The organism is Kribbella sp. NPDC050820 (assembly GCF_040653975.1).
GTDB lineage: Bacteria > Actinomycetota > Actinomycetes > Propionibacteriales > Kribbellaceae > Kribbella.
In genome coordinates, this window is the sequence record NZ_JBFAHB010000025.1 from 1 (window position 1) to 21,516 (window position 21,516).

At 68.4% G+C, this 21,516-nt stretch carries 18 protein-coding genes; 3 read left to right on the forward strand and 15 right to left on the reverse strand.

What is annotated here, in order from left to right:
• Window positions 1-881 precede the first annotated feature (881 nt).
• The 3 genes from AB0H36_RS21900 to AB0H36_RS21910 form a co-directional block, all read right to left on the reverse strand.
• Complete coding sequence (locus tag AB0H36_RS21900) at window positions 882-1,070, reverse strand: hypothetical protein (RefSeq protein WP_360526122.1); 189 nt, start codon at window positions 1,068-1,070, stop codon at window positions 882-884.
• Window positions 1,071-1,188: 118 nt separating this feature from the next.
• Window positions 1,189-1,392, reverse strand: a complete 204-nt coding sequence (locus AB0H36_RS21905) for a KTSC domain-containing protein (protein ID WP_360526125.1) — start codon at window positions 1,390-1,392, stop codon at window positions 1,189-1,191.
• 31 nt (window positions 1,393-1,423) lie between these two features.
• Complete coding sequence (locus AB0H36_RS21910; protein WP_360526128.1) at window positions 1,424-1,777, reverse strand: XRE family transcriptional regulator; 354 nt, start codon at window positions 1,775-1,777, stop codon at window positions 1,424-1,426.
• A 139-nt stretch (window positions 1,778-1,916) separates the two neighbouring features.
• Here AB0H36_RS21910 and AB0H36_RS21915 point away from each other — a divergent pair, with 139 nt between their 5' ends.
• The gene (locus AB0H36_RS21915; protein ID WP_360526132.1) at window positions 1,917-2,213 is read left to right on the forward strand and encodes a hypothetical protein; all 297 of its coding nucleotides are present in this window, start codon (window positions 1,917-1,919) and stop codon (window positions 2,211-2,213) included.
• Between the two features lie 58 nt (window positions 2,214-2,271).
• On the opposite strand, the gene AB0H36_RS21920 is transcribed toward AB0H36_RS21915, so the two are convergent.
• Window positions 2,272-3,366, reverse strand: a complete 1,095-nt coding sequence (locus AB0H36_RS21920) for a hypothetical protein (protein WP_360526135.1) — start codon at window positions 3,364-3,366, stop codon at window positions 2,272-2,274.
• 234 nt (window positions 3,367-3,600) lie between these two features.
• Window positions 3,601-4,230 carry a hypothetical protein gene (locus AB0H36_RS21925; RefSeq protein WP_360526138.1) on the reverse strand — a complete coding sequence of 210 codons (630 nt, stop codon included), beginning with the start codon at window positions 4,228-4,230 and terminating at the stop codon, window positions 3,601-3,603.
• A gap of 139 nt (window positions 4,231-4,369) precedes the next feature.
• On the opposite strand from AB0H36_RS21925, the gene AB0H36_RS21930 reads away from it, so the two are divergent.
• A complete protein-coding gene (locus tag AB0H36_RS21930) occupies window positions 4,370-5,113 on the forward strand; it encodes an aldo/keto reductase (RefSeq protein WP_360526141.1) in 744 nt (247 codons plus the stop codon).
• Between the two features lie 141 nt (window positions 5,114-5,254).
• Here the strand turns inward: AB0H36_RS21930 and AB0H36_RS21935 are convergent, their stop codons facing one another.
• From AB0H36_RS21935 to AB0H36_RS21975, 9 genes are all read right to left on the reverse strand, one after another.
• Window positions 5,255-6,328, reverse strand: coding sequence for a class I SAM-dependent methyltransferase (locus AB0H36_RS21935; protein ID WP_360526144.1), 1,074 nt, complete (start codon window positions 6,326-6,328; stop codon window positions 5,255-5,257).
• A 65-nt stretch (window positions 6,329-6,393) separates the two neighbouring features.
• Window positions 6,394-8,022 (reverse strand): helix-turn-helix transcriptional regulator, encoded by a 1,629-nt coding sequence (locus AB0H36_RS21940; protein ID WP_360526147.1) that lies wholly within the window; start codon window positions 8,020-8,022, stop codon window positions 6,394-6,396.
• 120 nt (window positions 8,023-8,142) lie between these two features.
• Entirely contained in the window at window positions 8,143-11,040 is a 2,898-nt protein-coding gene (locus tag AB0H36_RS21945) for a vitamin B12-dependent ribonucleotide reductase (protein WP_360526150.1), read from the reverse strand.
• A gap of 102 nt (window positions 11,041-11,142) precedes the next feature.
• Window positions 11,143-11,637: a transcriptional regulator NrdR gene (gene nrdR / locus AB0H36_RS21950; RefSeq protein WP_360526153.1), complete on the reverse strand. Its 495-nt coding sequence runs from the start codon at window positions 11,635-11,637 to the stop codon at window positions 11,143-11,145.
• Window positions 11,638-11,951: 314 nt separating this feature from the next.
• Window positions 11,952-13,637, reverse strand: coding sequence for a dihydroxy-acid dehydratase (locus AB0H36_RS21955; RefSeq protein WP_360526156.1), 1,686 nt, complete (start codon window positions 13,635-13,637; stop codon window positions 11,952-11,954).
• The gene (locus AB0H36_RS21960) at window positions 13,634-14,581 is read right to left on the reverse strand and encodes a dihydrodipicolinate synthase family protein (RefSeq protein WP_360526159.1); all 948 of its coding nucleotides are present in this window, start codon (window positions 14,579-14,581) and stop codon (window positions 13,634-13,636) included. The genes AB0H36_RS21955 and AB0H36_RS21960 overlap by 4 nt, the downstream gene beginning before the upstream one ends.
• On the reverse strand, window positions 14,578-15,963 hold the full coding sequence (locus tag AB0H36_RS21965) for an aldehyde dehydrogenase family protein (RefSeq protein ID WP_360526162.1): 1,386 nt from the start codon (window positions 15,961-15,963) through the stop codon (window positions 14,578-14,580). Before AB0H36_RS21965 ends, AB0H36_RS21960 begins: the two co-directional genes overlap by 4 nt.
• A complete protein-coding gene (locus AB0H36_RS21970; RefSeq protein ID WP_360526165.1) occupies window positions 15,963-17,678 on the reverse strand; it encodes a glycoside hydrolase in 1,716 nt (571 codons plus the stop codon). Before AB0H36_RS21970 ends, AB0H36_RS21965 begins: the two co-directional genes overlap by 1 nt.
• 1 nt (window position 17,679) lies before the next feature.
• Complete coding sequence (locus AB0H36_RS21975; protein WP_360526168.1) at window positions 17,680-18,435, reverse strand: carbohydrate ABC transporter permease; 756 nt, start codon at window positions 18,433-18,435, stop codon at window positions 17,680-17,682.
• A 452-nt stretch (window positions 18,436-18,887) separates the two neighbouring features.
• Here AB0H36_RS21975 and AB0H36_RS21980 point away from each other — a divergent pair, with 452 nt between their 5' ends.
• On the forward strand, window positions 18,888-19,571 hold the full coding sequence (locus AB0H36_RS21980) for a GntR family transcriptional regulator (RefSeq protein ID WP_360526171.1): 684 nt from the start codon (window positions 18,888-18,890) through the stop codon (window positions 19,569-19,571).
• A 24-nt stretch (window positions 19,572-19,595) separates the two neighbouring features.
• Here AB0H36_RS21980 and AB0H36_RS21985 read toward each other — a convergent pair whose 3' ends face one another.
• Window positions 19,596-21,461, reverse strand: coding sequence for a glycerophosphodiester phosphodiesterase family protein (locus AB0H36_RS21985; RefSeq protein WP_360526174.1), 1,866 nt, complete (start codon window positions 21,459-21,461; stop codon window positions 19,596-19,598).
• Between the last annotated feature and the right edge of the window lie 55 nt (window positions 21,462-21,516).

The window sequence follows — 21,516 nt, forward strand, 5'->3', positions numbered from 1 at the left end:
AGAAACAATCAAACTGACTTGAATCAAAATATTTCAAAGGAATCCGCCACAGAACAACAGACAACCCAAACCCACAGTCGAAACGACCAGGGGCAGGAAAATCGCCCAATGCCTGTGAACGGGGTTAATGCATCTTTCGGCATTGACTTTCGGCACGCTGTTGAGTTCTCAAGAATCGGACGCACACCGCGCTTCAGACTTTCGTTTGAAGCTCCGGGGCAACTCGCCCTACTTTACTGTTTCGTCCGGGGCCGGTCAAATCGGCCTCTTTCGTCCCAGCCTCCCTGCGCGACTCAGTGTCCGAAACCCGCCGAGGCGTGTTTCGGCTTCCGAGACCTTCAGGGAGTTTGTCGGAGGACCGGCCGCTTTCGCGTCCTGCGTCTCGCTCCAACAAGAAGAACATTACTGACATTCGCGGTGAAGATGCAAATCGGGGTGCCGGACCCTGTCCGAACCCTCACGAAGCACCCTCGGAGCCGGTCAGCCGGCACGGCCGCGAGGCAGTCGTCGGTCCCTCTGGTCACATCACTCACTCGCGTCTCCGCGAGCGACATCTCCCATGATGCCCCACCACTCAAGCGGCCTCCAGTGGATTCCGTACGGCGTCCACGCCGACGGCTCACCACGTCGTCGTACCCGAGGTTCCGTCAGAGGTCGGTTGGGCTGCGAGACCTGGTGGGAGCCGGGCTTGCCGACTCCCACCAGTCACGTACCGCACCGTCCAGCAGACGCCTCTCGGCGAGTGGCCGCTCGTAGCGGCTGAGGTTGAGGCCCGGGGTCATTGAACCGGACGGCATCAGGTGTAACCGGCGCCGTACGGAAGCTATTCCCGGCTGCCGCGCCTCTTCCGAGCACAGTCCTGCTCGGCCTCGAGCTCGCGGCTACCTCGACGGTTGTGGTGCGCTGCAGTCGATCTTCGGGTTGGCACCGACGTAGTTCAGTGGGCCGACCACGATGGTGACCAACGTCGTGCCCACCTTGGCGCACGTCGCATCGGCTCCTGCGAAGTAGTTCCGTTGGGCAGCGGCCGCGAAGCCGATCAGCAACCAGACAACGACAATGATGGCCACCGTGCGAGAACCAGTCGTAGACGCTCTACGAGTGCGCATGTCACCTCCAGGGCTGGGCGCACCCCCGTGTCGATCGTCAATCCGGTTCCCGCCGCGACGCCTACAGAAACGGTCCGGATCAAACCTCGCGGTAGTCGTAGTGAGGCTTGACGTGGGCGTTCACGTACGTGCCGATGCTCGGCGCAGCGAGCAGCGCGGCATAGGTGGTCTGCGGGACTTCGTAGTACTGGTACGTGGAGCCGTTGACGTACTCGAGCTCCAGAGTCCCGTCGGACCAGCCGACCGATCGCACACTCGACGAGTTCACCAGTCGTCGCCTCACCTGCACTCCCCTCGGGTCCGTCGACCTCGCCCTAGTGTGCCGATGATCGCTCAGGCTCGGCCGACTCGAGGCGCGCCACGGCGCGGGCGAGATCACCGAGCGCCTCGTTGAGCCGGCTGAGGGCATCGTGGTCGAGCATGAGTTGCGGCTCGTCGCGGCCCAGGTTCGCCGCGAATCTGATCCTGGCGTCGGGAGGCGCCTGTCTCAGCGAGGTATCGAGTGCTTGTTGCATCAAATGGCTCGGCTCCATGTCCGGGCGCTCGCGCCACTTCGTCACGGTCCGCGGCGCGATGCCGAGGTGCTCGGCGAACGCTTCGTTGGTCAACCGGAGCGCCTCGCGCAAGGCATGCGCGTGCCGGCCGGTCCATTTCTCGATGAGGGTCATCGGTTTCACTCCCTGCGCGTTGATCACTCCTTGCAATCAGGTTACGGCGATCGGGTGATTGCCAGAGTGCCGAATTTGTGCCCTGTGGATACCTGTTCAGTTCCTGGTGAGGACGCCGCCGCGAGCGTTGACTTCAGGCATGAACGAGATCAGCGGTCGAAGCACCACGCTGCTGCGGACGCCCCCGCGACGGCGCCATCTGAAGGTCGCGACCAAGTCCGGGCCACGCTGCTTCCAGCTGGTCCGCCACGTCGACGTCTCCGGTGTGAGCGGTACGGGCGTCGTCGCCGAGGGCGTCGAGTGGAGCGACGGAAGTGTCGCCTTGCACTGGGGCGGGCCATATCCGACCACCACGGTCTGGCCGGACGGCATCGAGGCGTTGCTCACGGTCCACGGTCACAACGGCGCGACCACCGTCGAGTGGCTGGATGGCTGACGTGCGCCCGCGAGCTCGGTGGGGCGGGTCCACCCTGCAGCCGGCCCGCCTCACCGACCTACTCCGAATAGAACTCTTCCCGGTACTTGCCATCTGGTGGCTGGCTCGACGGCTTCGCAGTCCCGTTGCGGGCGGTCGTAGGTACGTCGGCGCCGGCTGGTGGCTGGGCGGATCTCGCATCGGCGGCCTCGGGCTGCTGCTGCGAGTCGGCGTGCCTCGCGGTAGGTGCGGCCGTCCGGTCTGGTGTCGGATCGGCTGCCGGGGTTGTTGTCGGATCCGTTGTCCGGCCGGTGCGCTCGCCGGGCTCGAGGAGGTGGTCGACGGCTGAGTTGAAGTCGAGCTCGGCGCGGGTCGGCCTGGCTTGTTCGATGGCCTCAGCGGACGAGCGTCGTATCGGAAGGTCGTTGGCGGCGGCGGAGAGTTCGGCGAGGGTGTCGAGGAGGCCGAGGGCGGTCTCGACCTCGCCGGGATTGTTGACCAGCCACCAGACTGCGGCCGAGCCGGGCGTGGCGAAGACGTCGTCCTTCAGGTACGTGCGTTTGTCCTGCTCCATCCGGCGTTCGAGCAAGGTGGTGTGCTCTCGGCGGTGCAGGGCGGCGAGGTGCAGAAGGTGCTTCTGGTCCGCGTCCGGCAGGCGGAGGCGGATTTCGGTCGCCCAGCAGCGGACCTGTCCCTTCTCGTCGAGCGCGGGCTCACCGAGCAGCGCGGCGAGCCGGTGCTGATTGAGGGACTCCTCGGTCACCTGCTGGGTCGCAGTCAGAGCCCGGGCGCGCTCGAGCAGGGCGTGGACGGCGACTGCGCCGAGGTCGGCGTGCCGCGCTCCGGTCAACACGGTCGACCACTGAACGACGGCCGAGAAGCTGAACTGGAAATCGGGCGACGCGGACGGCAGCCGTACGTCGGCGAGCGTGCGCGAGGGCGGTCCGCTGAAGACGGGGTCCGGCTCCGGGAGTACGACGGACGGCGGAGCAGGCGTCGGAGTCACGATGGGCCGCGGCGGATCGGGTTGCTTCCAGACCACGGCCAGGAGGACGAGCAGTACCACTGTGAGGACGGTCGCGGCCCAGGTCGGCAGGCCGACGATCAGGCAGACGACGTACAGGACCACGACGATGGCGGCAGCCGTCAGGAGGGAGTTCCGATGGAGCTTCATGGCGGCGTTCCTTCACCACGTCGGGCGGACGTCAGCAGGTCGGCCAATGCGTATCGGACGGCTTCCCCGTCCTCCCGCCACCCGGGTCACCGGCAACCCAGAGCACGGACCTCGCCACGTGACGAGCCCACCAAGAGTCTCCCATCCCTCACCCAAAGTAGCCGCCGCCCGCGTGTCGGTGGGCTGGTGTGGTCGGGACGTGTGGAAGCGGGTCAGCCAGTGAAGGAGCGGAGGTCAGCCGGTGAGGGAGCGGAGGGCTCGGCGGGAGGGGGTCAGGAGGACTGGTTTGTAGGGGCAGCGGGCGTCGGTGAGGGTTTCGTAGGCGGCGATGGCTCGGGTGGCGGCGTCCCAGCCTTGTTCGGCGGGGGTGCGGCCGAGGCCGCGGTTGCGGACCAGGGCGCCGTAGAAGGCGGAGCAGAAGACGGTGGCTTCGTACCAGCCGATGACGGTGCTGGTGCCGATGTAGGTGATGTCGTCCTGGAGGCAGTCGCGGATGGCTCGCTGCCACTTGCCGATGCCGGTCTTGCAGCCGTCGGCAATCACCACGCCGCTGGCGATACCCCACTGGCGGTCGAGGAACCACTCGGCCAGCGACCGCAGCGAGACCTGGGTCTTGCCGTCGGTGGACAGGAAGGAGGGCTCCTCGCTGTGGTCACCGTGAGCCATCACGTGCAGGACGGTCGAGGGCGTGGTGAGCGCGGAGAACGCGGTCTCGTGGTCTCGGGTTCGGACGAAGTTCACATCGATGACCGGTTGGTCCCAGCCCGCGTTGATGTTCCCGGTGATGCCCTGGACGAAGCTCATCGACGCGTCGAACGAGCTGTCAAGACCCAAGTCCACAAGAGTGATCAGCCGATTCCTCATTCGCCTCCCCCTCCGCACGATCCGATCCCGCCGCACCATGATGAACTACGCCCCCGACAGTTCGCTGCCCCGTTTCGGTGCGCTGAGACGGGCGCGACGTACGGTGGCCGTACGCCGTCCCCGCGAAGGAGGAAACGCGATGAGTTCAGTCCCGGTCGTCACGCTGAGTGGTGGGACCTCGATGCCACGGATCGGGCTCGGCACGTCGCCGTTGGACGACGGCGACGCCGAGCGGGTGGTCTCGGAGGCCCTCGAGGCCGGGTACCGGCTGGTCGACACCGCGGAGAACTACCGCAACGAGACCGGCGTCGGGCGGGCACTGAAGGGCGCGCCGCGGGACGAGGTGTTCGTGACGTCGAAGTTCAACAAACGGTGGCACAGCGTCGACGGGGCCCGGACGGCGTTCGAGGCGAGCGCGGACAAGCTCGGTGTCGACTACCTCGACCTCCTCCTCATCCACTGGCCGAACCCGGACCAGGATCGGTACGTCGAAGCGTGGCAAGGGCTGATCGCGCTGCGCGAGGCGGGGTTGGTGCGGGCGATCGGTACGTCGAACTTCAAGCCGGCGCATCTGCAGCGGCTGATCGACGAGACCGGAATGGCGCCGGAGGTCAATCAGGTGCAGCTGAGTCCGGTGTGGGCCAAGCCGGTCGAGCGTGAGTTTCACCAGCAGCACGGGATCGTGACCGAGGCGTGGAGTCCGCTCGGGAAGGGCACCGACCTGTTGGAGCACGCGGCGGTGCGGCAGATCGCGGAGGAGCATGGTCGGGCGCCGGGGCAGGTTGTGCTGCGGTGGGAGACGCAGCAGGGCGTCGTACCGATCCCAAGTCGGTCAACCGGACGCGGCTCGAGCAGAACCTGGCGGTGTTCGACTTCGACCTGACCGATGCCGAGTTGGCGTCGTTGGCTGCCCTCGACGGTACGGCGAGACCAGCAGCCGACTCGGACCGTTCAGGCCACTGAACCTCCACCAGGCGCGGACACCCAGCTCAGCGTGTAGCTGGTCCGCCCCGACCAGCGGCGATCAGGGCCTTCGGCAGATGTAGTAAGTGTTGAAGGCGTCGGCTTCTACGTGGGTGGTTTGGATGTCGGTGAAGCCGGCTTCGGTGAGGAGTTGGCGGGCCTTCTGTTCGCCCCAGACCGCGCCTAGGCCGTCGCCGTCGAGGGACAGGGAGACGGTCATGCAGTGCATGGTGGAGATGCTGTAGAGGAACGGCGCGAAGGGGTGGTCCAAGTTGTCCTCCAGGTTGCTGGAGGCCTGGATGTCGACCATCAGGAAGGTGCCGCCAGGGCGCAGTGAGTCAGCGATGCCGGCCAGGACCTTGGCCGGGTGCGCCTGGTCGTGGATGGCGTCGAAGGCGGTGACGAGGTCGAAGCGTTCGTGCTCGCCCAGTTCGGCGGCGTCGCGTACGACGAAGTGCGCGTTGGTCAGGCCGAGTGCCGAAGCCTCCGCCTGGCCGGCGGCGATCCCCTCGGCGGAGAAGTCGTAGCCCACGCACCGACTCTGCGGGTAGGCGGCGGCGATCACGTTGATCGCATGCCCGCTCCCACACCCGACGTCGGCCACGTCGATCCCCGAGGAGAGCCGCCCAGGCAGCCCAGGCACGAGCGGCAGGATCTCGTCGATCAGGGCCGCGTCGAAGACCGCGCCACTGTCCTCGGCCATCAGCCGGTGGAACTCGACGTACTCCGAGTACGGCACGCCACCACCCCGCCGGAAGCACTCAACCAGCGAGGACTCGACTCCCGCGAGCAGCGCGATGAACTGAGTCGCCGCCGCGAGGTTCTGCGGTCCGGCTGCGCGGGTCAGGAACGCGGCGTGCTCGCGCGGCAGTCGGTACGTGCGGTCGCGAGCGTCGTACTCGACGATCCGGGCGACGGTCATCGCGCCGAGCCACTCCCGCACGTACCGTTCATGCAGGCCGGCGGCGCCGGCGATCTCGTGGCTGGTGGCCGGCGGCAACTCCGCGAGGGCGTCGTACAGGCCGACCTGGTGGCCGATGCTCGTCAGCAACGCGAGCGTGCCATGGTTCAATACGTCGCTCATCTGCTGCCCGAAGGCCTCGAGCCGGGTCGTGTCCAGCGTTGTCTCGCTCATGGTGGTCTCCAATCCCCACCCGCAGCGTCACACCGCGAGGCCGGCTGGAGCATCGGTGAGTTCGCCTATTCGTGGACCCGGGTGAGGTAGGCGGCCGCCTCGGTGCGGTTCCGTAGGCCGAGCTTCGACAGGATGCTCGCCACGTGGTGCTCGACCGTACGACGACTGATGTACAGCCGGGCCGCGATCTCCGGATTCGGCAACCCCTCAGCCAGTACGGCGAGCACGTCATGCTCCCGCTTCGTCAACAACCCCAGCCCACGAGGCCCAACGCGAGCAGCCGTGGCACCAGCAGCCCGCAAGCACGCAGCCGCCGCGTCAGCATCAGCAGCCGCCCCCAGATCTTCGAACACCGCAAGAGCGATTCGTGCCTCGGCAACCGCAGGGGCCGGGTCGTACGGCGCCATCGCCTGCGCCAACATCATCCGGGTACGTGCAACCTCGAGCGGCATCTCCAACAGCCCGAACCAGGTCTGAGCCGCCGCCAGCCGAGCCACGGCCGCCTGACACTCCCCCTGCGCCAGCAACGCCCGTCCACACAGCCGAGCAGCCCGTGCGGCGATCAGCCCGCTGTCAGTCGTCGTACCCAGGTCAGACAGCCGCTCTGCCTCCGCGGCCGCGCCTGCCACGTCACCCGACGCCAGACAGGCGGAGCCGAGCACCTCACGCAGCCGGGCCTCTTCCAGAGGCGATGCGCCCTCCAGCTGACGTTGTACGAGCGAGACAGCCGTCGCCACCTCCCCGGCGGCCAGGTAGGCAGCTGCCAGGACCGGGCGTACGACGGGGCGATCCTCGAAACCAGTCAGGAGTTGCCGAGCCTCACCGACTCGGCCCTGCGCCAGCCGGAGCTCAGCAAAGAACGCAGCCGCCTCTGCCTGCACAGCCGGCAGCGCGTCGCGGGCCAGCTCCATCGCAGCACTCAGCTCGTCCTCCGCGCGCGGCCAATCCCCAGTGGAGACGAGCACTCCGCCGTACGACGCTCTGCAAGATGCGTGAAGGTAGGGACAGCCATACCGGGCGATGAAGGCATCGAGTGAGCGGACCCATTGCACGACACGGAGGTAGTCGCCACCGCGGACGCACGACCGCATCAGCAGGCAGCTCGCAAGGACGACCGTGTCCGGCCGAGCGCCCTCACCCCCGAGCGCACCGGCAAGTGCCTCGTCCATAAGCGCAGTGCCCTCGATGATCTGGCCGAGGTCGATCAGCGCGGCTCCCCACATGCTCAGTGCACACAGCTCGAGGTCGCGGTCCCCCGCCTCGATCCCGACCTCGTACGCCGCTTCACACCAAGCAGCAACTGCCGCCTTGTCGTCCGAGGTGCCGGCTCGAGCCAGCGAGGCCCAAGCCACGACGACAGGGTCGTCGACCTCGGCAGCCACCCGGACTGCCCGCGCAGCCCAGCCCTGTGCCGCCGCGCGGTCGCCGAAGTTGGCGTCATACAGCATGCTGAGGCCGAGCGCCATGAAGACGGCCTCGGCCGGGTCGGTACGGCGGAACAGCGCGTAGGCACGTTCCCAGCTCGAGAAGGCGGCCCGTACGTCGCCCAGCCACCACTGCGCGTTCCCCAGCCCGGAAAGGCCCTCCGCGGTCTCACAGACCTCGTCGGACCCGAACGCAGCAAGTGCCGCCACCCAGTCCCCGTCGCCGAGCGCCTTCTCCCCGGCCGCAAGGAGACCGCCGACCTCCTCCACCCCTTGACGGTAGACGCGCTGCGGCCCCCGGGGAAAGTGGGAAGTCCCGGGGGCCGTGGCGCTTTCAGCCAGGCGGTCGGCTGGTGCCGACCAGGCAGCTGAGGCTGCCGAGCAGGTGGATCAGCTGCAGCCGGAGGTGCTGCCGCAGCCTTCGCAGACGTAGCAGGAGCCGCTGGGGCGCATCTTCGTGCCGCAGGTGAAGCAGAGCGGCGCGTCCACCGAGGTGCCGGTGATCAGCTCGAACATCTCGGCCGTCGTCCGCGCCTCGCCCTTGACCGGCTTGGCGGCGGCCGCCTCGACGACCTCGCCCGCGGGCTCCGGAGCCGGCTCGACCGACTTCAGGGACTCGGCCTCGGAGATCTCGACCGGGACCGGCTCGTAGGAGCCGGTGTCGAGCTGGCGGGACCGCTCCTCCGCGGAGTAGATGCCCAGGGCGGCGCGCTCGTCGAAGGGCAGGTAGTCCAGGGCCAGGCGGCGGAAGATGTAGTCCATGATCGACTGCGCCATCCGGACGTCCGGGTCGTCGGTCAGGCCGGCCGGCTCGAACTTCAGGTTGGTGAACTTCTGGACGTAGGTCTCCAGCGGCACGCCGTGCTGCAGTGCGATCGAGATCGCGATCGAGAAGGCGTCCATCACCCCGGCCAGGGTCGAGCCCTGCTTGCCCATCTTCAGGAAGACCTCACCGAGGCCGTCGTCGGGGTACGAGCCGGCGGTCATGTAGCCCTCGGCGCCACCGACGCTGAACGACGTGGTCCGCGACGGCCGCGACTTCGGCAGGCGCTTGCGGGTCGGCCGGTACTCGATGACCTTCTCGACGATCTTCTCCGCCACCGCGGCCTCGGCCGCGACAGCCTCCGCCGCGGAGGCCTTCTTCGCCTTCGCGTCCGCCAGCGGCTGGCCGACCTTGCAGTTGTCGCGGTAGACGGCCAGTGCCTTCAGGCCGAGCTTCCAGCCCTGGAAGTAGACGTCGGCGATCTCCTCGACGGTCGCGGTCTCCGGCAGGTTCACCGTCTTCGAGATCGCGCCGGACAGGAACGGCTGCGCGGCCGCCATCATCCGCACGTGGCCCATCGGCTTGATCGCCCGCTCGCCCATCGCGGTGTCGAAGATCTCGTAGTGCTCCGGCTTCAGGCCGGGCGCGTCGACGACGTGACCGTGCTCGGCGATGTACTCGACGATCGCCTCGATCGTCTCCTCGGTGTAGTTGTACTGCCGCAGCGCCCGCGGCACCGTCTGGTTGACGATCTGCATCGAGCCGCCGCCGACCAGCTTCTTGAACTTGACCAGCGAGAAGTCCGGCTCGATGCCGGTGGTGTCGCAGTCCATCATGAAGCCGATGGTGCCGGTCGGCGCGAGCACCGAGGCCTGCGCGTTGCGCCAGCCGTTCTTGGCGCCGACCTTCAGGACGGCGTCCCACGCCGCGGTGGCGTGCTTCTGGACGTCCTTGTCGATCTCGTGCATGGTCCGGATCGCGTCGTTGGCCGCGGCGTGCTTGCGCATCACCCGGGTGTGCGCGTCCTTGTTGCGCTCGAAGCCGTCGTACGGGCCGACGACGCCGGCCAGCTCGGCGGAGCGCTTGTACGACGTGCCGGTCATCAGCGAGGTGATAGCGCCCGCCAGTGCGCGACCACCGTCGGAGTCGTAGGCGTGACCCGTTGCCATCAGCAACGCACCGAGGTTCGCGTAGCCGATGCCCAGCTGCCGGTACGCGCGGGTGGTGTCGCCGATCGCCTCGGTCGGGAAGTCGGCGAAGCAGATCGAGATGTCCATCGCGGTGATGATCAGCTCGACCGCCTTGACGAACTTCTCCGAGTCGAACAAGTCGTCGTCGCGGAGGAACTTCATCAGGTTCAGCGACGCCAGGTTGCAGGACGAGTTGTCCAGGTGCATGTACTCCGAGCACGGGTTGGACGCGGTGATCCGGCCCGTCTCCGGCGTGGTGTGCCAGTCGTTGATGGTGTCGTCGTACTGCAGGCCCGGGTCGGCGCAGGCCCAGGCGGCCTGGGAGATCTTGTCGAACAGCTCACGCGCGTCGACGGTCTCGATCACCGAGTTGTCCAGCCGCGCCCGCAGCCCGAACTCACCCTTCTCCTCGACCGCGCGCATGAACTCGTCGGTGACGCGCACGGAGTTGTTCGCGTTCTGGTACTGGACCGAGGTGATGTCGCGGCCGCCGAGGTCCATGTCGAAGCCCGCGTCGCGCAGGACCCGGATCTTCTCCTCCTCGCGCATCTTGGTCTCGACGAACTCCTCGATGTCGGGGTGGTCGACGTCGAGCACGACCATCTTGGCCGCCCGCCGGGTGGCGCCGCCGGACTTGATCGTCCCGGCGGAGGCGTCCGCGCCGCGCATGAACGAGACCGGGCCGGAGGCCGTCCCGCCGCTGGACTGCAGCAGCTCCTTGGACGAGCGGATCCGGGACAGGTTCAGGCCGGCGCCGGAGCCGCCCTTGAAGATCAGGCCCTCTTCCTTGTACCAGTTCAGGATCGAGTCCATCGAGTCGTCGACGGCGAGGATGAAGCAGGCCGACACCTGCTGCGGCGAGGACGTCCCGACGTTGAACCAGACCGGCGAGTTGAAGCTGAAGTACTGGTGCAGCAGCATCCAGGTGAGCTCGTGCTCGAACACCTCCGCGTCCTTCGGCGTGGCGAAGTACCCGTGCTCCTCGCCGGCCTTGCGGTAGGTCTTGACCACCCGGTCGAGCAGCTGCTTGAGGCTCCACTCGCGGTTGTCGTGGCCGACCGCACCACGGAAGTACTTGGTGGTGACGATCGTGGAGGCGTTCACGCTCCAGTAGTCGGGGAACTCGACCCCGCGCTGCTCGAAGACCGTCTCGCCGGTCTTCCAGTTCTGCTGCACGACGTCGCGGCGCTCCCACGTCACCTCGTCGTACGGATGTACTCCCTCGGTCGTGAAGATGCGCTCGATGGTGAGTCCCGCGGGGGCGCTCTTGCGCCCGCGGAACCCGGCCGCCGACCTCTTGGTCGACCCCGAGTGGCCGGTCACCGTCTCTGTCATGGTTGCTCCTCGCCCAATTGTCTGCACTGCCGCGGTCTGTCGGGACCGCCCCGTTGGTACTGCTCAACCACTGGTACTGCGTGGTGTTGCTGGTTCCCCGATTTATGTCTGCTGGGTCGGCTTCAGCGGACGCGGCTCGGTGCCTTCCGGCTCCTTCTCCGCCCGCAGCAGCGCGATCTCCGTCTCGAAGTCGTCGGCGGACTCGAACTGCCGGTACACGCTCGCGAACCGCAGGTAGGCGACCTCGTCGAGCTCCCGCAGCGGCCCGAGGATCGCGAGTCCGACCTCGTGCGCGGGCACCTCCGGCGAGCCGCTCGCCTTGAGCGCGTCCTCGACCCGCTGCCCCAGCCGGGCCAGCGCGTCGACGTCCACCGGCCGGCCCTTGCAGGCCTTGCCGACTCCGTTGATGACCTTCTCCCGGCTGAACGGCTCGGTCGCGCCGGAGCGCTTCACGACCGTGAGCTGCATCTGCTCCACAGTGGTGAACCGCTTCTCGCAGACCGGGCACTGCCGGCGGCGGCGGATCGCTCCGCCGTCCTCGGCCACGCGGCTGTCCACAACCCGGGAATCGGCGTGCCGGCAATACGGACAGTGCACGACGAATCACTCCTCCCGTGAGGCCGTCACTGCGGCGGCCTGTGGATCTGCCTGGGGACAACTTGTGTAGAAGCTGTGTGCAACTGACCACTACCTGTGGAAAATTACACCCGTGTAACCACTACATCTAGGGATGTTAGATCGCTGCTCCGACAGTTTGCAAGAACGCCCGAATCCCGCGCGCGTCTCTTCGTTCCAACACTCGCGCGGCCCCGTGTAGTCCCGCGTGGCGTCGCCGCAATGACCCCCTGGAGGCGCAAACTATGGGCCGCGCAGGGGTCAGCGCAGGACAGTCGCTGGGGCGTTCGCAGGGGTCAGGAGGCAGGTCGGCAGAAGTCGAAGTCGCAGCCCTGGTCCGCTCCCAGAACGTGGTCGCGGAACAACTTTCGGTAGCCGGTCACCGGTGGCGTGTCAAGCTTGGGCAGCTCTGCCCGGCGCTCGTCCAGCTCTTCGGGCGAGACGAGCAGGTCGAGGCCTGCCTCGGACACGGACAACCGGATGCGGTCGCCCGTGCGGACCAGCGCCAGCGGCCCGCCGAGCGCGGCCTCCGGCGTCACGTGCAGCACGATCGTGCCGTACGCCGTACCGCTCATCCGGGCGTCGGAGATCCGGACCATGTCCCGTACGCCGGACCGCGCCAGCTTGGCCGGGATGGGCAAGTACCCGGCCTCGGGCATGCCGGCGCCGAGCGGGCCGGCGTTCTGCAGCACCAGTACGTCGGACGCCTCGACGTCGAGGTCTGGGTCGTCGACGCGGGCTGCGAGGTCTTCGAGTGAACTGAAGACCACAGCGCGCCCAGTGGTCTCGAAGAGAGCGGGATCAGCAGCAGACCGCTTGATCAGCGCACCGGACGGCGCCAGCGAGCCGCGCAACCAGACCAGTCCGCCCTTCTCGCGGCTCGGCGCGTCCAGCGGCCGCACCACCTCTCGATCCACCCAGGTGGGCCCGGAGCCAAGCCGCTCCCCCAGCGTCTCGCCCGTCACAGTGCGGGCAGACAGGTCCAGGAGGTCCCTCAGCTCATGCAGTACGGCGGGTAGTCCGCCAGAAGCATGTAGATCCTCCATGTAGTGCGCACCGGTCGGCTTGAGCTCTACCAGGACCGGTGTGGTCTCACTCAGCTCGTTCAGCTCATCCGGATCGATCGGCAGACCGAGCCGTCCGGCCATTGCGGTCAGGTGGATCAGCGCGTTGGTGGACCCGCCAATCGCCAGCAGCACACGCAGTGCGTTGCGGACGGAGGCGGCCGTGACTACCTGGTCCGGCGTACGGCCTGCCTCGGCAACCGCCACGGCTGCCGCGCCTGTTGCCTCGCCGATGCGTAGGCGGTCGGCGTGGACAGCTGGTGCGGCAGCGCTGTCCGGCAAGGCCATGCCAAGCGCCTCTACGATGCAGGCCATCGTGGAGGCGGTCCCCATTACCGCACAGGTTCCGGCAGTGGTGGCCAGGTTGCGTTCCACCCGGCCGATCTCGGCGTCGGAGACCTCACCGGCCCGGTAGCGGGCCCAGAACCGGCGGCAGTCGGTGCACGCACCCAGCCGCTCGCCCTGGTGCCGGCCGGTCGACATCGGGCCGGTGACTAGCTGGATCGCAGGCCTACCGGCCGAGAACGCGCCCATCAGCTGGGCCGGCACGGTCTTGTCACAGCCGCCGACGAGTACGACGGCGTCCATGGGCTGGGCCCGGACGAGCTCCTCGACGTCCATCGCCATCAGGTTGCGGTAGACCATCGCGGTCGGTTCGAGGAAGCTCTCGCCGAGCGAGATGGTCGGGAACTCCATCGGCAGCCCGCCGGCCGCGATGATGCCGCGGGCGACGGACTGGACCAGCTCCGGTTGCTGCCGGTGACAGGGGTTGAAGTCGCTGGTGGAGGTGGCGATGCCGACCACCGGACGGTCCAGTGACTCCGGTGACCGCCCGCTCGCGTGCAGGAAGGCGCGTCGCAGGAACCGAGAGAAGTCCCGGTCCCCGTAGCTGACGAGACCCCGGTAGATACCACTCAAAGCAACCCCTCGCTTCGCTCGGGGGATGTTGAGGGGGTGGGTTGTTCGGGTGGTGGAGGGAGGGCGACGGACGGTGTGCGGTGGAGGTGTTCGGCTAGGAGGCGCAGCATGGTTTCTGGGGGTGTGGCGGCGGGTGGGCGGACGGTGTCGTGGGCGATCAGGCCGCGCAGGACCAGGCTGCGTTTGCGCAGGGCCAACGCGATCCCGGCCTGGAACTCGAAGTTGACCAGTGGGAGGTAGTCGCGCCATACGTCCCGCGCCGCGTCGAAGCCGCCGTCCCGGAAGGCCTTCACGCACGCAAGGAGCCCTTCCGGAACGGAGAAGCCCGTCATCGCACCAGCCGCGCCGACGGCGAGCTCGTCGAGCAGACAGGTGCCACCGAGACCGCCGAAGATCGGCACGTCGAGTCCAGCAACCAGCTCGGCAACAGCAGGTGGACTCGGGGACGACTCGGACTTCACCGCAACCACAGACAGGACCCGGCGTACGGCGGCCACCAGGTCAGCGGTCGCGATCGGAACACCACTGATCACCGGGTAGTCCTGGACGACCAGCGGCCGTTCGGTGCGGTCGGCCACCTCATTGAGGTGATTGCTCAGGGCCCCCGGATCGCTGGAGTTCACTTGAACCATCAGTCCGGCAAGGCGAGATCCCGCTGCAGGCAAGACGTTCGCGGCCTCCGCACACACCTCCTCGAGCCCGAGTGCGCTGACTCCGATCACGAGCGGCAGGTCGCCGGACGCGACAACGGTCTCCACCACCGTGAGCCGCTCCGCCGGGGTCAGCCGGGCCGCCTCACCGAAGACACCGAGCACGGTCAGCCCGGTCGCGCCGATCGCCTCGTAGTGCCTGACCTGCCGGGCCAGCGACTCGGTGTCGACGGCCGAGCCGTCCGCCGTCAACGGCGTCGCCAGCACACCCCACACCCCGGGATCCAACGTCATGGAGCTCCTCTCGTCGTCACCGCAGTGGCCACCGTGTACGCCTCCAGGCTCTCGGTGCCACCTTCCCTGCCGTAGCCGGACAGCTTCACCCCACCGAACGGCGAGGCCGCGGACGCCAGGGCCAGCTCGTTGACACCGATCATGCCCGCATCCAGCCCGGCGACCGCGGCGTCGGCGCGTTGCAGGTCCGCCGTGAACACGTACGCCGCCAAGCCGTACGGCACCGCATTCGCCTGGGCCAGCCCGTCCTCGAGGTCGTCGAACGGGAGGATCGGCATGATCGGCCCGAACGGCTCGTCTCGAAGGACCGCCGCGCCGGGCGAAATGTCGGTGAGCACGGTCGGCGGGTAGAAGAACCCGGGACCGTCTGGCCGCACCCCACCGGAGTGCACCTTGGCCCCACTCGTCTCGACGAGCGCGGCGACCGCATCCCGCCGGCGCGCGTTGGCGAGCGGGCCGATCTCCAGCCCGTCGACGCGCTCCAGCACGCCTGCAATCAGATTGTCGACAATCGACCGCTGCGCGAAGATCCGGCTCGGTGAGATGCACACCTGCCCGCCGTTCCGGAACTTCGCCCGGACCACTGCGTCCGCCGCACGCCCGAGCTGGTCGGCGGACAGGTCGTCGAAGATCAGCACCGGCGCATGACCGCCGAGCTCGAGCGTCAACGGCTGCAGCCGTTCGGCGGACAGCCGCACCAGCGTCCGACCGATCGGCACCGACCCGGTCAGCGTGATCTTCGCGATCACGTCCGACCCGATCAGCCGCTCACTCACCCGCGGCGGATCACCCGTGATCAGGTTGACCACGCCATCGGCGACACCCGAGTCCGTCGACGCCTGCACGAGCGCACCCGCCGTACGCGGCGCCTCGATCGCCGGGCACACGATGATGCTGCAGCCGAAAGCCACCGCCGGCGCGAGCTTGCGAGCGGGCAGGGAAGCCGGGAAGTTCCAGGCGGTGAAGGCGGCGACCGGTCCGACCGGCCGCCGCTCCACCCATGACCGGCGACCCGGTGCCGTCGGCAACAACCGCCCGTACGACCGGACCGCCTCACCCGCAAACCAGCTGAAGTACTCCGCCGACTGCCGGACCTCGGCCTCGGCCTCCGCGATCGGCTTGCCCTGCTCCTCACTCAGGATCACGGCGATCTGCGGCACCCGTTCGAGCAGCAGCCGACCGGCCCGATCGAGTACGTCGGCCCGGTCGGCAGGCGCCGTACGACGCCAGACCGCGAAGCCGGACGCGGCTGCCGCAAGCGCGTCGTCCAGGTCCGCGTCCGACGCGTTGGGAACCTGGGCAACGACCTGCTCGGTGGCCGGGTTCAGTACGTCGATGGTCCGGCCGTCCGACGCCTCGCGCCAGACACCACCGATGAACATCAGGCCACCTTGGTCAGGATCACGAGGCTCAGCGACGGGAGTGGAAGCTCCAGCTGCAAACCAAGCACGCCGTCGACCTGCACTTCGTCGTCATCGGTGAACCGCTCGAGTCCCTGCCGGGCGGTGATCTTCTCCAGTTCCTCAGGGGTCGGGTCCTGCGGCGCGCCCAGGTCCTCCCAGACGGTGTGGCTGTTGCTGTGGCTGTGGTCGATCCGGTAGTGCTGCACGGTCCAGGCACCGGTCTCGAGCCCGTCGACCTGGAGGTCGACACGGGTCGCCTCCTTGCCATCGGCGTACTGGTCGTCGGCGTGCCGCCAGACCAGGACCGCGACGCTGCCGTCGGACGAGCTGCGGCTCGCGATGACGTCGACCTCCTCCGCCAGCCCGTTGCCCAGGGCACTGATGTCGGAGATGTCCACCGACCGGTCCGAGGTCGCGGCCAGGCGCCGGTCGCCGAGGTGGGCGAAGGCACGGTAGGCGTTCATCAGCGGCTTCTCGATCCCGGACGCGGTGACGAAGCTTCGAGTGCCCTCGAAGTAGCGCTCGCCCTCCATCGAGAAGCTCCAGGTGGTTGCCTCGTGCACCTTCGCGGCGTGCTGCGCGTTGAGGTCGAGCACCTTCTTCATCAGCTTCGCCTGGAACACCGGGTAGTACTCGTTGTTGCGGTAGGCGAAGTTCGCGTTGTCGTAGATGCCCCAGTGAGCGGGCACCGAGGCATCGCACTCGTCCACGATCACCGGCGCGTCGACGTACTGCGGGAACTGCTCGATGACACGCAGGGCGCGGTCGATCTCGCGGAGCATCTTCGGCGTCGACGGCGACTGCTGCTCGGGCGCCGGCGCGCCGATCGGGCCGTAGGTGCGCCACGGTGTGAAGTGCGAGCCCTTGGTGTGGAAGGAAACGAAGTCGACGGGCAGGTCGCGTTCGGCGCAGGCCTGCAGGAAGCCGTGCAGGAACACCGCGCCCCGGTCGCCGCCGGTCACGGCCGGGCCACCGACGCGCGCCTCCGGGTAGACGTCCCGGATCGCCTTGACGGTCACGTCGTACAGGTCGTGGAACTGCTCCGGCGTGCCGCGCCAGTACGAGATGTCCGGCTCGTTCCAGAGCTCCCAGAGCCAGTGCTTGACCTCGTCGGCGCCGTACCGCTCCAGGCAGTGCTCGACGAGAGCCGCGACCAGGCCGCCCCACTTCGCGTAGTCCTTCGGCGGGTACGACCACCAGCCGGCCTCGTAGGCGCTGTACTGGCTGGGGCTGTTCTCGAACGGGAACTCCTCCTTGGCGGACTCGGGCACCAGGGCGAGCGGGGTGAAGGCGAGCTCGACCAGCGGGTGGTGGCCGGAGCCGACGATCGCGTCGTAGGTCCGGTCGGCGATCGTGAAGTCGTAGTACGGCTTGCCGTCCGCGTCCTCGTGGTAGACGTTGCCGCTCCCCCAATGCGGCAGCCCGAGACCGGTCCCGCTGTTGAAGATGTTGTGCGGCCGGACGTGGTACGGCGTCTCCGCGAATCGTCCGATTGTCTGCAAAGTCCGGCGGCCCTGGGGCGTGTAGGTCCAGTTGATCTCGTCGTACCCGAGGCTGGCCCACGGCCGGTCGAGAACGCCGGCGTCGGAGGAGGCGTCGACGGTGACGCGAGCCGTGCGCAGCGGGGTCGCGGAGGGGTCGGAAGGGGCGTACGGAAGACGTTGAACGTCGCTGGGAGAGGCGTTCGGGGTCATGTCAGCCTTTCAGTCCGGTGGTGCTGATTCCGGCGATTATGAATCGCTGGGCGAGGAAGAAGACGAGCAGTGGTGGAGTGATCGCGAGTGCCGCGGACGCCATCACGACGCCGTAGTCAACGTCGCCGTACGCGGACCGGAACGTGACGAGCGCGAGCGGAAGGGTCTGCATGCTCGGCGAGCTGGTCGAGATCAGCGGCCAGAGGAAGTCGTTCCAGCTGCCCAGGAACACCAGGATCCCGAGCGTCGCCAGGGCCGGGCGGATCAGCGGTACGACGATGTGCCGGTACGTCTGCCACGCTCCGGCGCCGTCGACCCGAGCAGCGTCGATCAGGTCGTCGGGGAGGTTCACGATGAACTGCCGGACGAGGACGACGCCGAGCAGCGACACGATGTGTGGCAGGGCCAGGGCGCCATACGTGTTCAGCAGGCCGAGCTCGCGGAACTGCTGGAAGAGCGGGACGAGCACGACCTCGCCCGGGATCAGCATCGTTGCCAGCAGCAACCCGAGGACGGCCGCGTTGCCGCGGAACGGCAGTTTCGCCAGCGCGTACCCGGCCATCGAGCAGACCAGCAGCGCCAGCACCGTGGAGACCACGGCGACGACCGTGCTGAAGTCGATGGTGTGCAGGAACCGGCGCAGCGGCGGGATCTCGTAGCTGTGCAGCGCGATGATCGCGGGCGGGGCGCCGGCGAGCGAGGCGGTCAGGATCTTGGTCAGGTAGTCACCGCCGTACGCGGGGGCGGTGAACCGCACGACGACGTCGTCCTGGCAGCTGTTGTATCAACAATGGTCTGCATCAGGGCGCCGTCGGGGCCAGTGTAGAAGGTGGTGAACTCCAGCACCCGTCCACCACCCCGGGTCGTGTCGTCGAACGGCGAGGAACAGCCGGCCAGCGCCGCGGCGCTCCCCGCCCCCAGGGCGAGTGCCCGCCGTCTGGAGATCCTGGGTGGATGCGTGGGGCCTGCTGGTCTGCTGTTGGTCGGTGTCGTGAGCCTTCTCGGGCGGTAGGTGGGCAGCACGGGGTCTCCCTCTGACGTGAGTCGAGGTCGAACGGGGAATGGAAGGGCAGCCGAGCCGGCGGGTGAGCACGAGGCCGGGGTCTCCGGCGGGGGCTCGCCGTGTGGGGGTCTACCGGCTAGCCTGGTCTCGGCGTTGTCAAAAGTCAATGGTTAACAATCGACCATTTACACCGATGGAGGACGACCGTGGCTGGACCGCTCGATCAGCTCGCCCGGCAGGCCGAGCGCAGCCCGGCGTTGTGGGCGACCGTCGTACCGGCGCTGCGGCAGATGATCGTCAGCGGCGCGCTCGCGCCCGGCCAGCACCTGCCCGAGGGCGAGCTGGCGACCGCTCTCGACATGAGTCGGGGCCCGATCCGCGAGGCGCTGATCGAGCTGGAGCGGGAGGGTCTCGTCGTGCTGCGCCGGCACCGCGGCGCCCAGGTCATCGCACTGACCGACGATGACGTCGAGGAGATCTACACGCTCCGGCTGAGCCTGGAGCAGCTAGCGGTCAAGCGGGCACTCCCCCGGCTGACCGACGCCCACCTGGCGGCGATGGACGACGTACTCGAGAAGATGCGGGCGCTCGGGCCGGACTACGAGCCGCAGACAGCGCTGGACCTGGATTTCGCGTTCCACGACGTGCTGTACCAGGCGGCCGCGCACGCCCGGCTGGACCGGGCCTGGCAGCAGATCCGCAGCCAGGTCGCGATGTTCCTGTACTCGCGGCACGTCGCCCGGCCCGACTTCCACGAGATCGCGTACGCCGAGCACAAGGCGATCCGCGACATCATCGCCGGCGGCGACGCGACGGCCGCCGCCGAGGCGATCGACAACCACCTCACCGGCGCCTACCACCGCCTCATCGCCGCGCGTCACGACAGCTGAGCGCGGCGACGGGCGGGGCTTGCGTCAGCGCGCGGCGAGCGCGGTCGCCTCGGCGATGATCTGCTGGCGGCGTACGGCGGTCAGGCCGCGAGCCGCCGGCGTGTTCGCGTACGTCGCGAGGGCGGCGTACTGCTTCTGACCGAGCAGCGTCGCCATCGTCGAGACCGTCGAGGGGGTGGCGCCGGAGGTCAGGATCAGGTTGGCGAGCCCGGTCGGGGTCGCGATCACGTCGAAGCTGCTCTCGACCGTCGAGCCGGCGACGGTCGCCTTCAGGACGTGCTTGCCGGCCGTCAGCGTCGTAGTGTCGACAATCGAACCGTTGACAATCGACGCGCCGTCGAGGGTGATCGCCAGTGGCTCCGCGGAGTTGTTGCCGACGGCAACGCGCAGCTGCTGGGCGCGGTCGATCCGCTCCCCCGCCGCCGGGCTGAGGATCGTCGCGGCCGGCTTGACCCGCTGCGCGAATGCGGCGTTCCAGCCAGCCAGCTCGGCCGGGCGGTTCGTGATGATGCCGTCGACGCCGGCCTTCTCCAGCGCGTTCCAGCGGGTCGCGTCATCCACGGTCCACACGTTCACCGCGACCCCGGCCGCGTGCAGCTCGCCGACGATTCCCGGCCGGGTCTGGAAGGCGGCGTCGGACGGGTTGTACGCCGACAGCTCCAGGTCCTTGGCGATCGCGACCGGATCCGGGTCGAGCGTCGACCGCAGCAGGCCGAGCGGCAGCTCCGGCGCAAGCTCACGGACCCACCGCAGGTGCTGCGGCTCGAAGCTCTGCACGAACACCCGGCTGCTCATCCCCCGGCTGTGGATCTCCTGCACGATCCGCTCGACCGAAGCCCGCGTGTGCTCACCCTTGACCTCGAGCAGCAGGTTGCCGCCGCGCGTCTTGAGTCCGTCGAGCTGCGACGCCAGAGTCGGCACGCGCTGACCGACGTACGCGGGAGCGAACCACGACCCGGCGTCCAGCCCGGCGACCTGCTCCGCGGTCAGCGACCGGACCGCGCCGGCGCCGTCCGTGGTCCGGTCGACCGTGGTGTCGTGCAGGATCACCGGTACGCCGTCCTTCGTCGGCTGGACGTCGTTCTCGATCCACTCGGCGCGGGCGCGGCGCGCGACCTCGTCCGACGCGGCAGTGTTCTCCGGAGCGGCCGACGAACCACCGCGGTGTGCCCACACCCGCAGCGGCGCACCCGGCTTGCGGATGAACGACTCCTTCGCCAGCGGCGTGACAGTCAGGTCGTCGAACGAGACGGTCGCCCCGTTGACGAGCAGCCCCTGCACACCCGTCGTACTGCGGTTCACCATCGTGGTGCGCAGCGACTCGCGGCCGTCGACGTACCAGGTGGCGCGAGTGCCGCGGACCTCGACGGCTACGGCGACCTCCTTGCCGACACCGACCTGGATCGGCGCGGCGGCGGTGTCGGTGACGTTCCAGGTGTTGGTGGGCGTGCGCTGGGCGAACTCGAGACCGTTGGTGGCGGTGGAGCCGTTCCGCAGCGTCGCGATCGACCACGGGACCGCGCCGCTCGGGGCGAGGTCGAGCCCGAACGCGACCCAGCGGCCGGCGTCGAGGGCGGACTCGAAGCGCAGGTGGCCCTCGATCCGGAAGTCGGTCAGCGGGGTGCCGAAGGTGATCCGGCTCTGCTGGCTCGAACTGGCCGAGGTGCCGACCAGGCGGCCGTTCTGCACCTTCCAGGTGCCTTCGACGGGCGTCCAGCCGGCCGGCAACGCCGTACCGTCGAAGGTTTCCTTGACCGTCGGCGTGGGGTCGGCCAACCGCATGGCAGACGGCTCGGCGACGGCTGTCGGTGCGACCAGGAAGGCGGTAATGGTGGCTCCAGAGGCGAGCGCGGCCAGTACTGCACGGGGGCGGCGTGACATGAGCATCATGGCCAGGACCGTAGGAAACCGGCACCAACAGAACCAGAGCGTGTGATGAATTAAC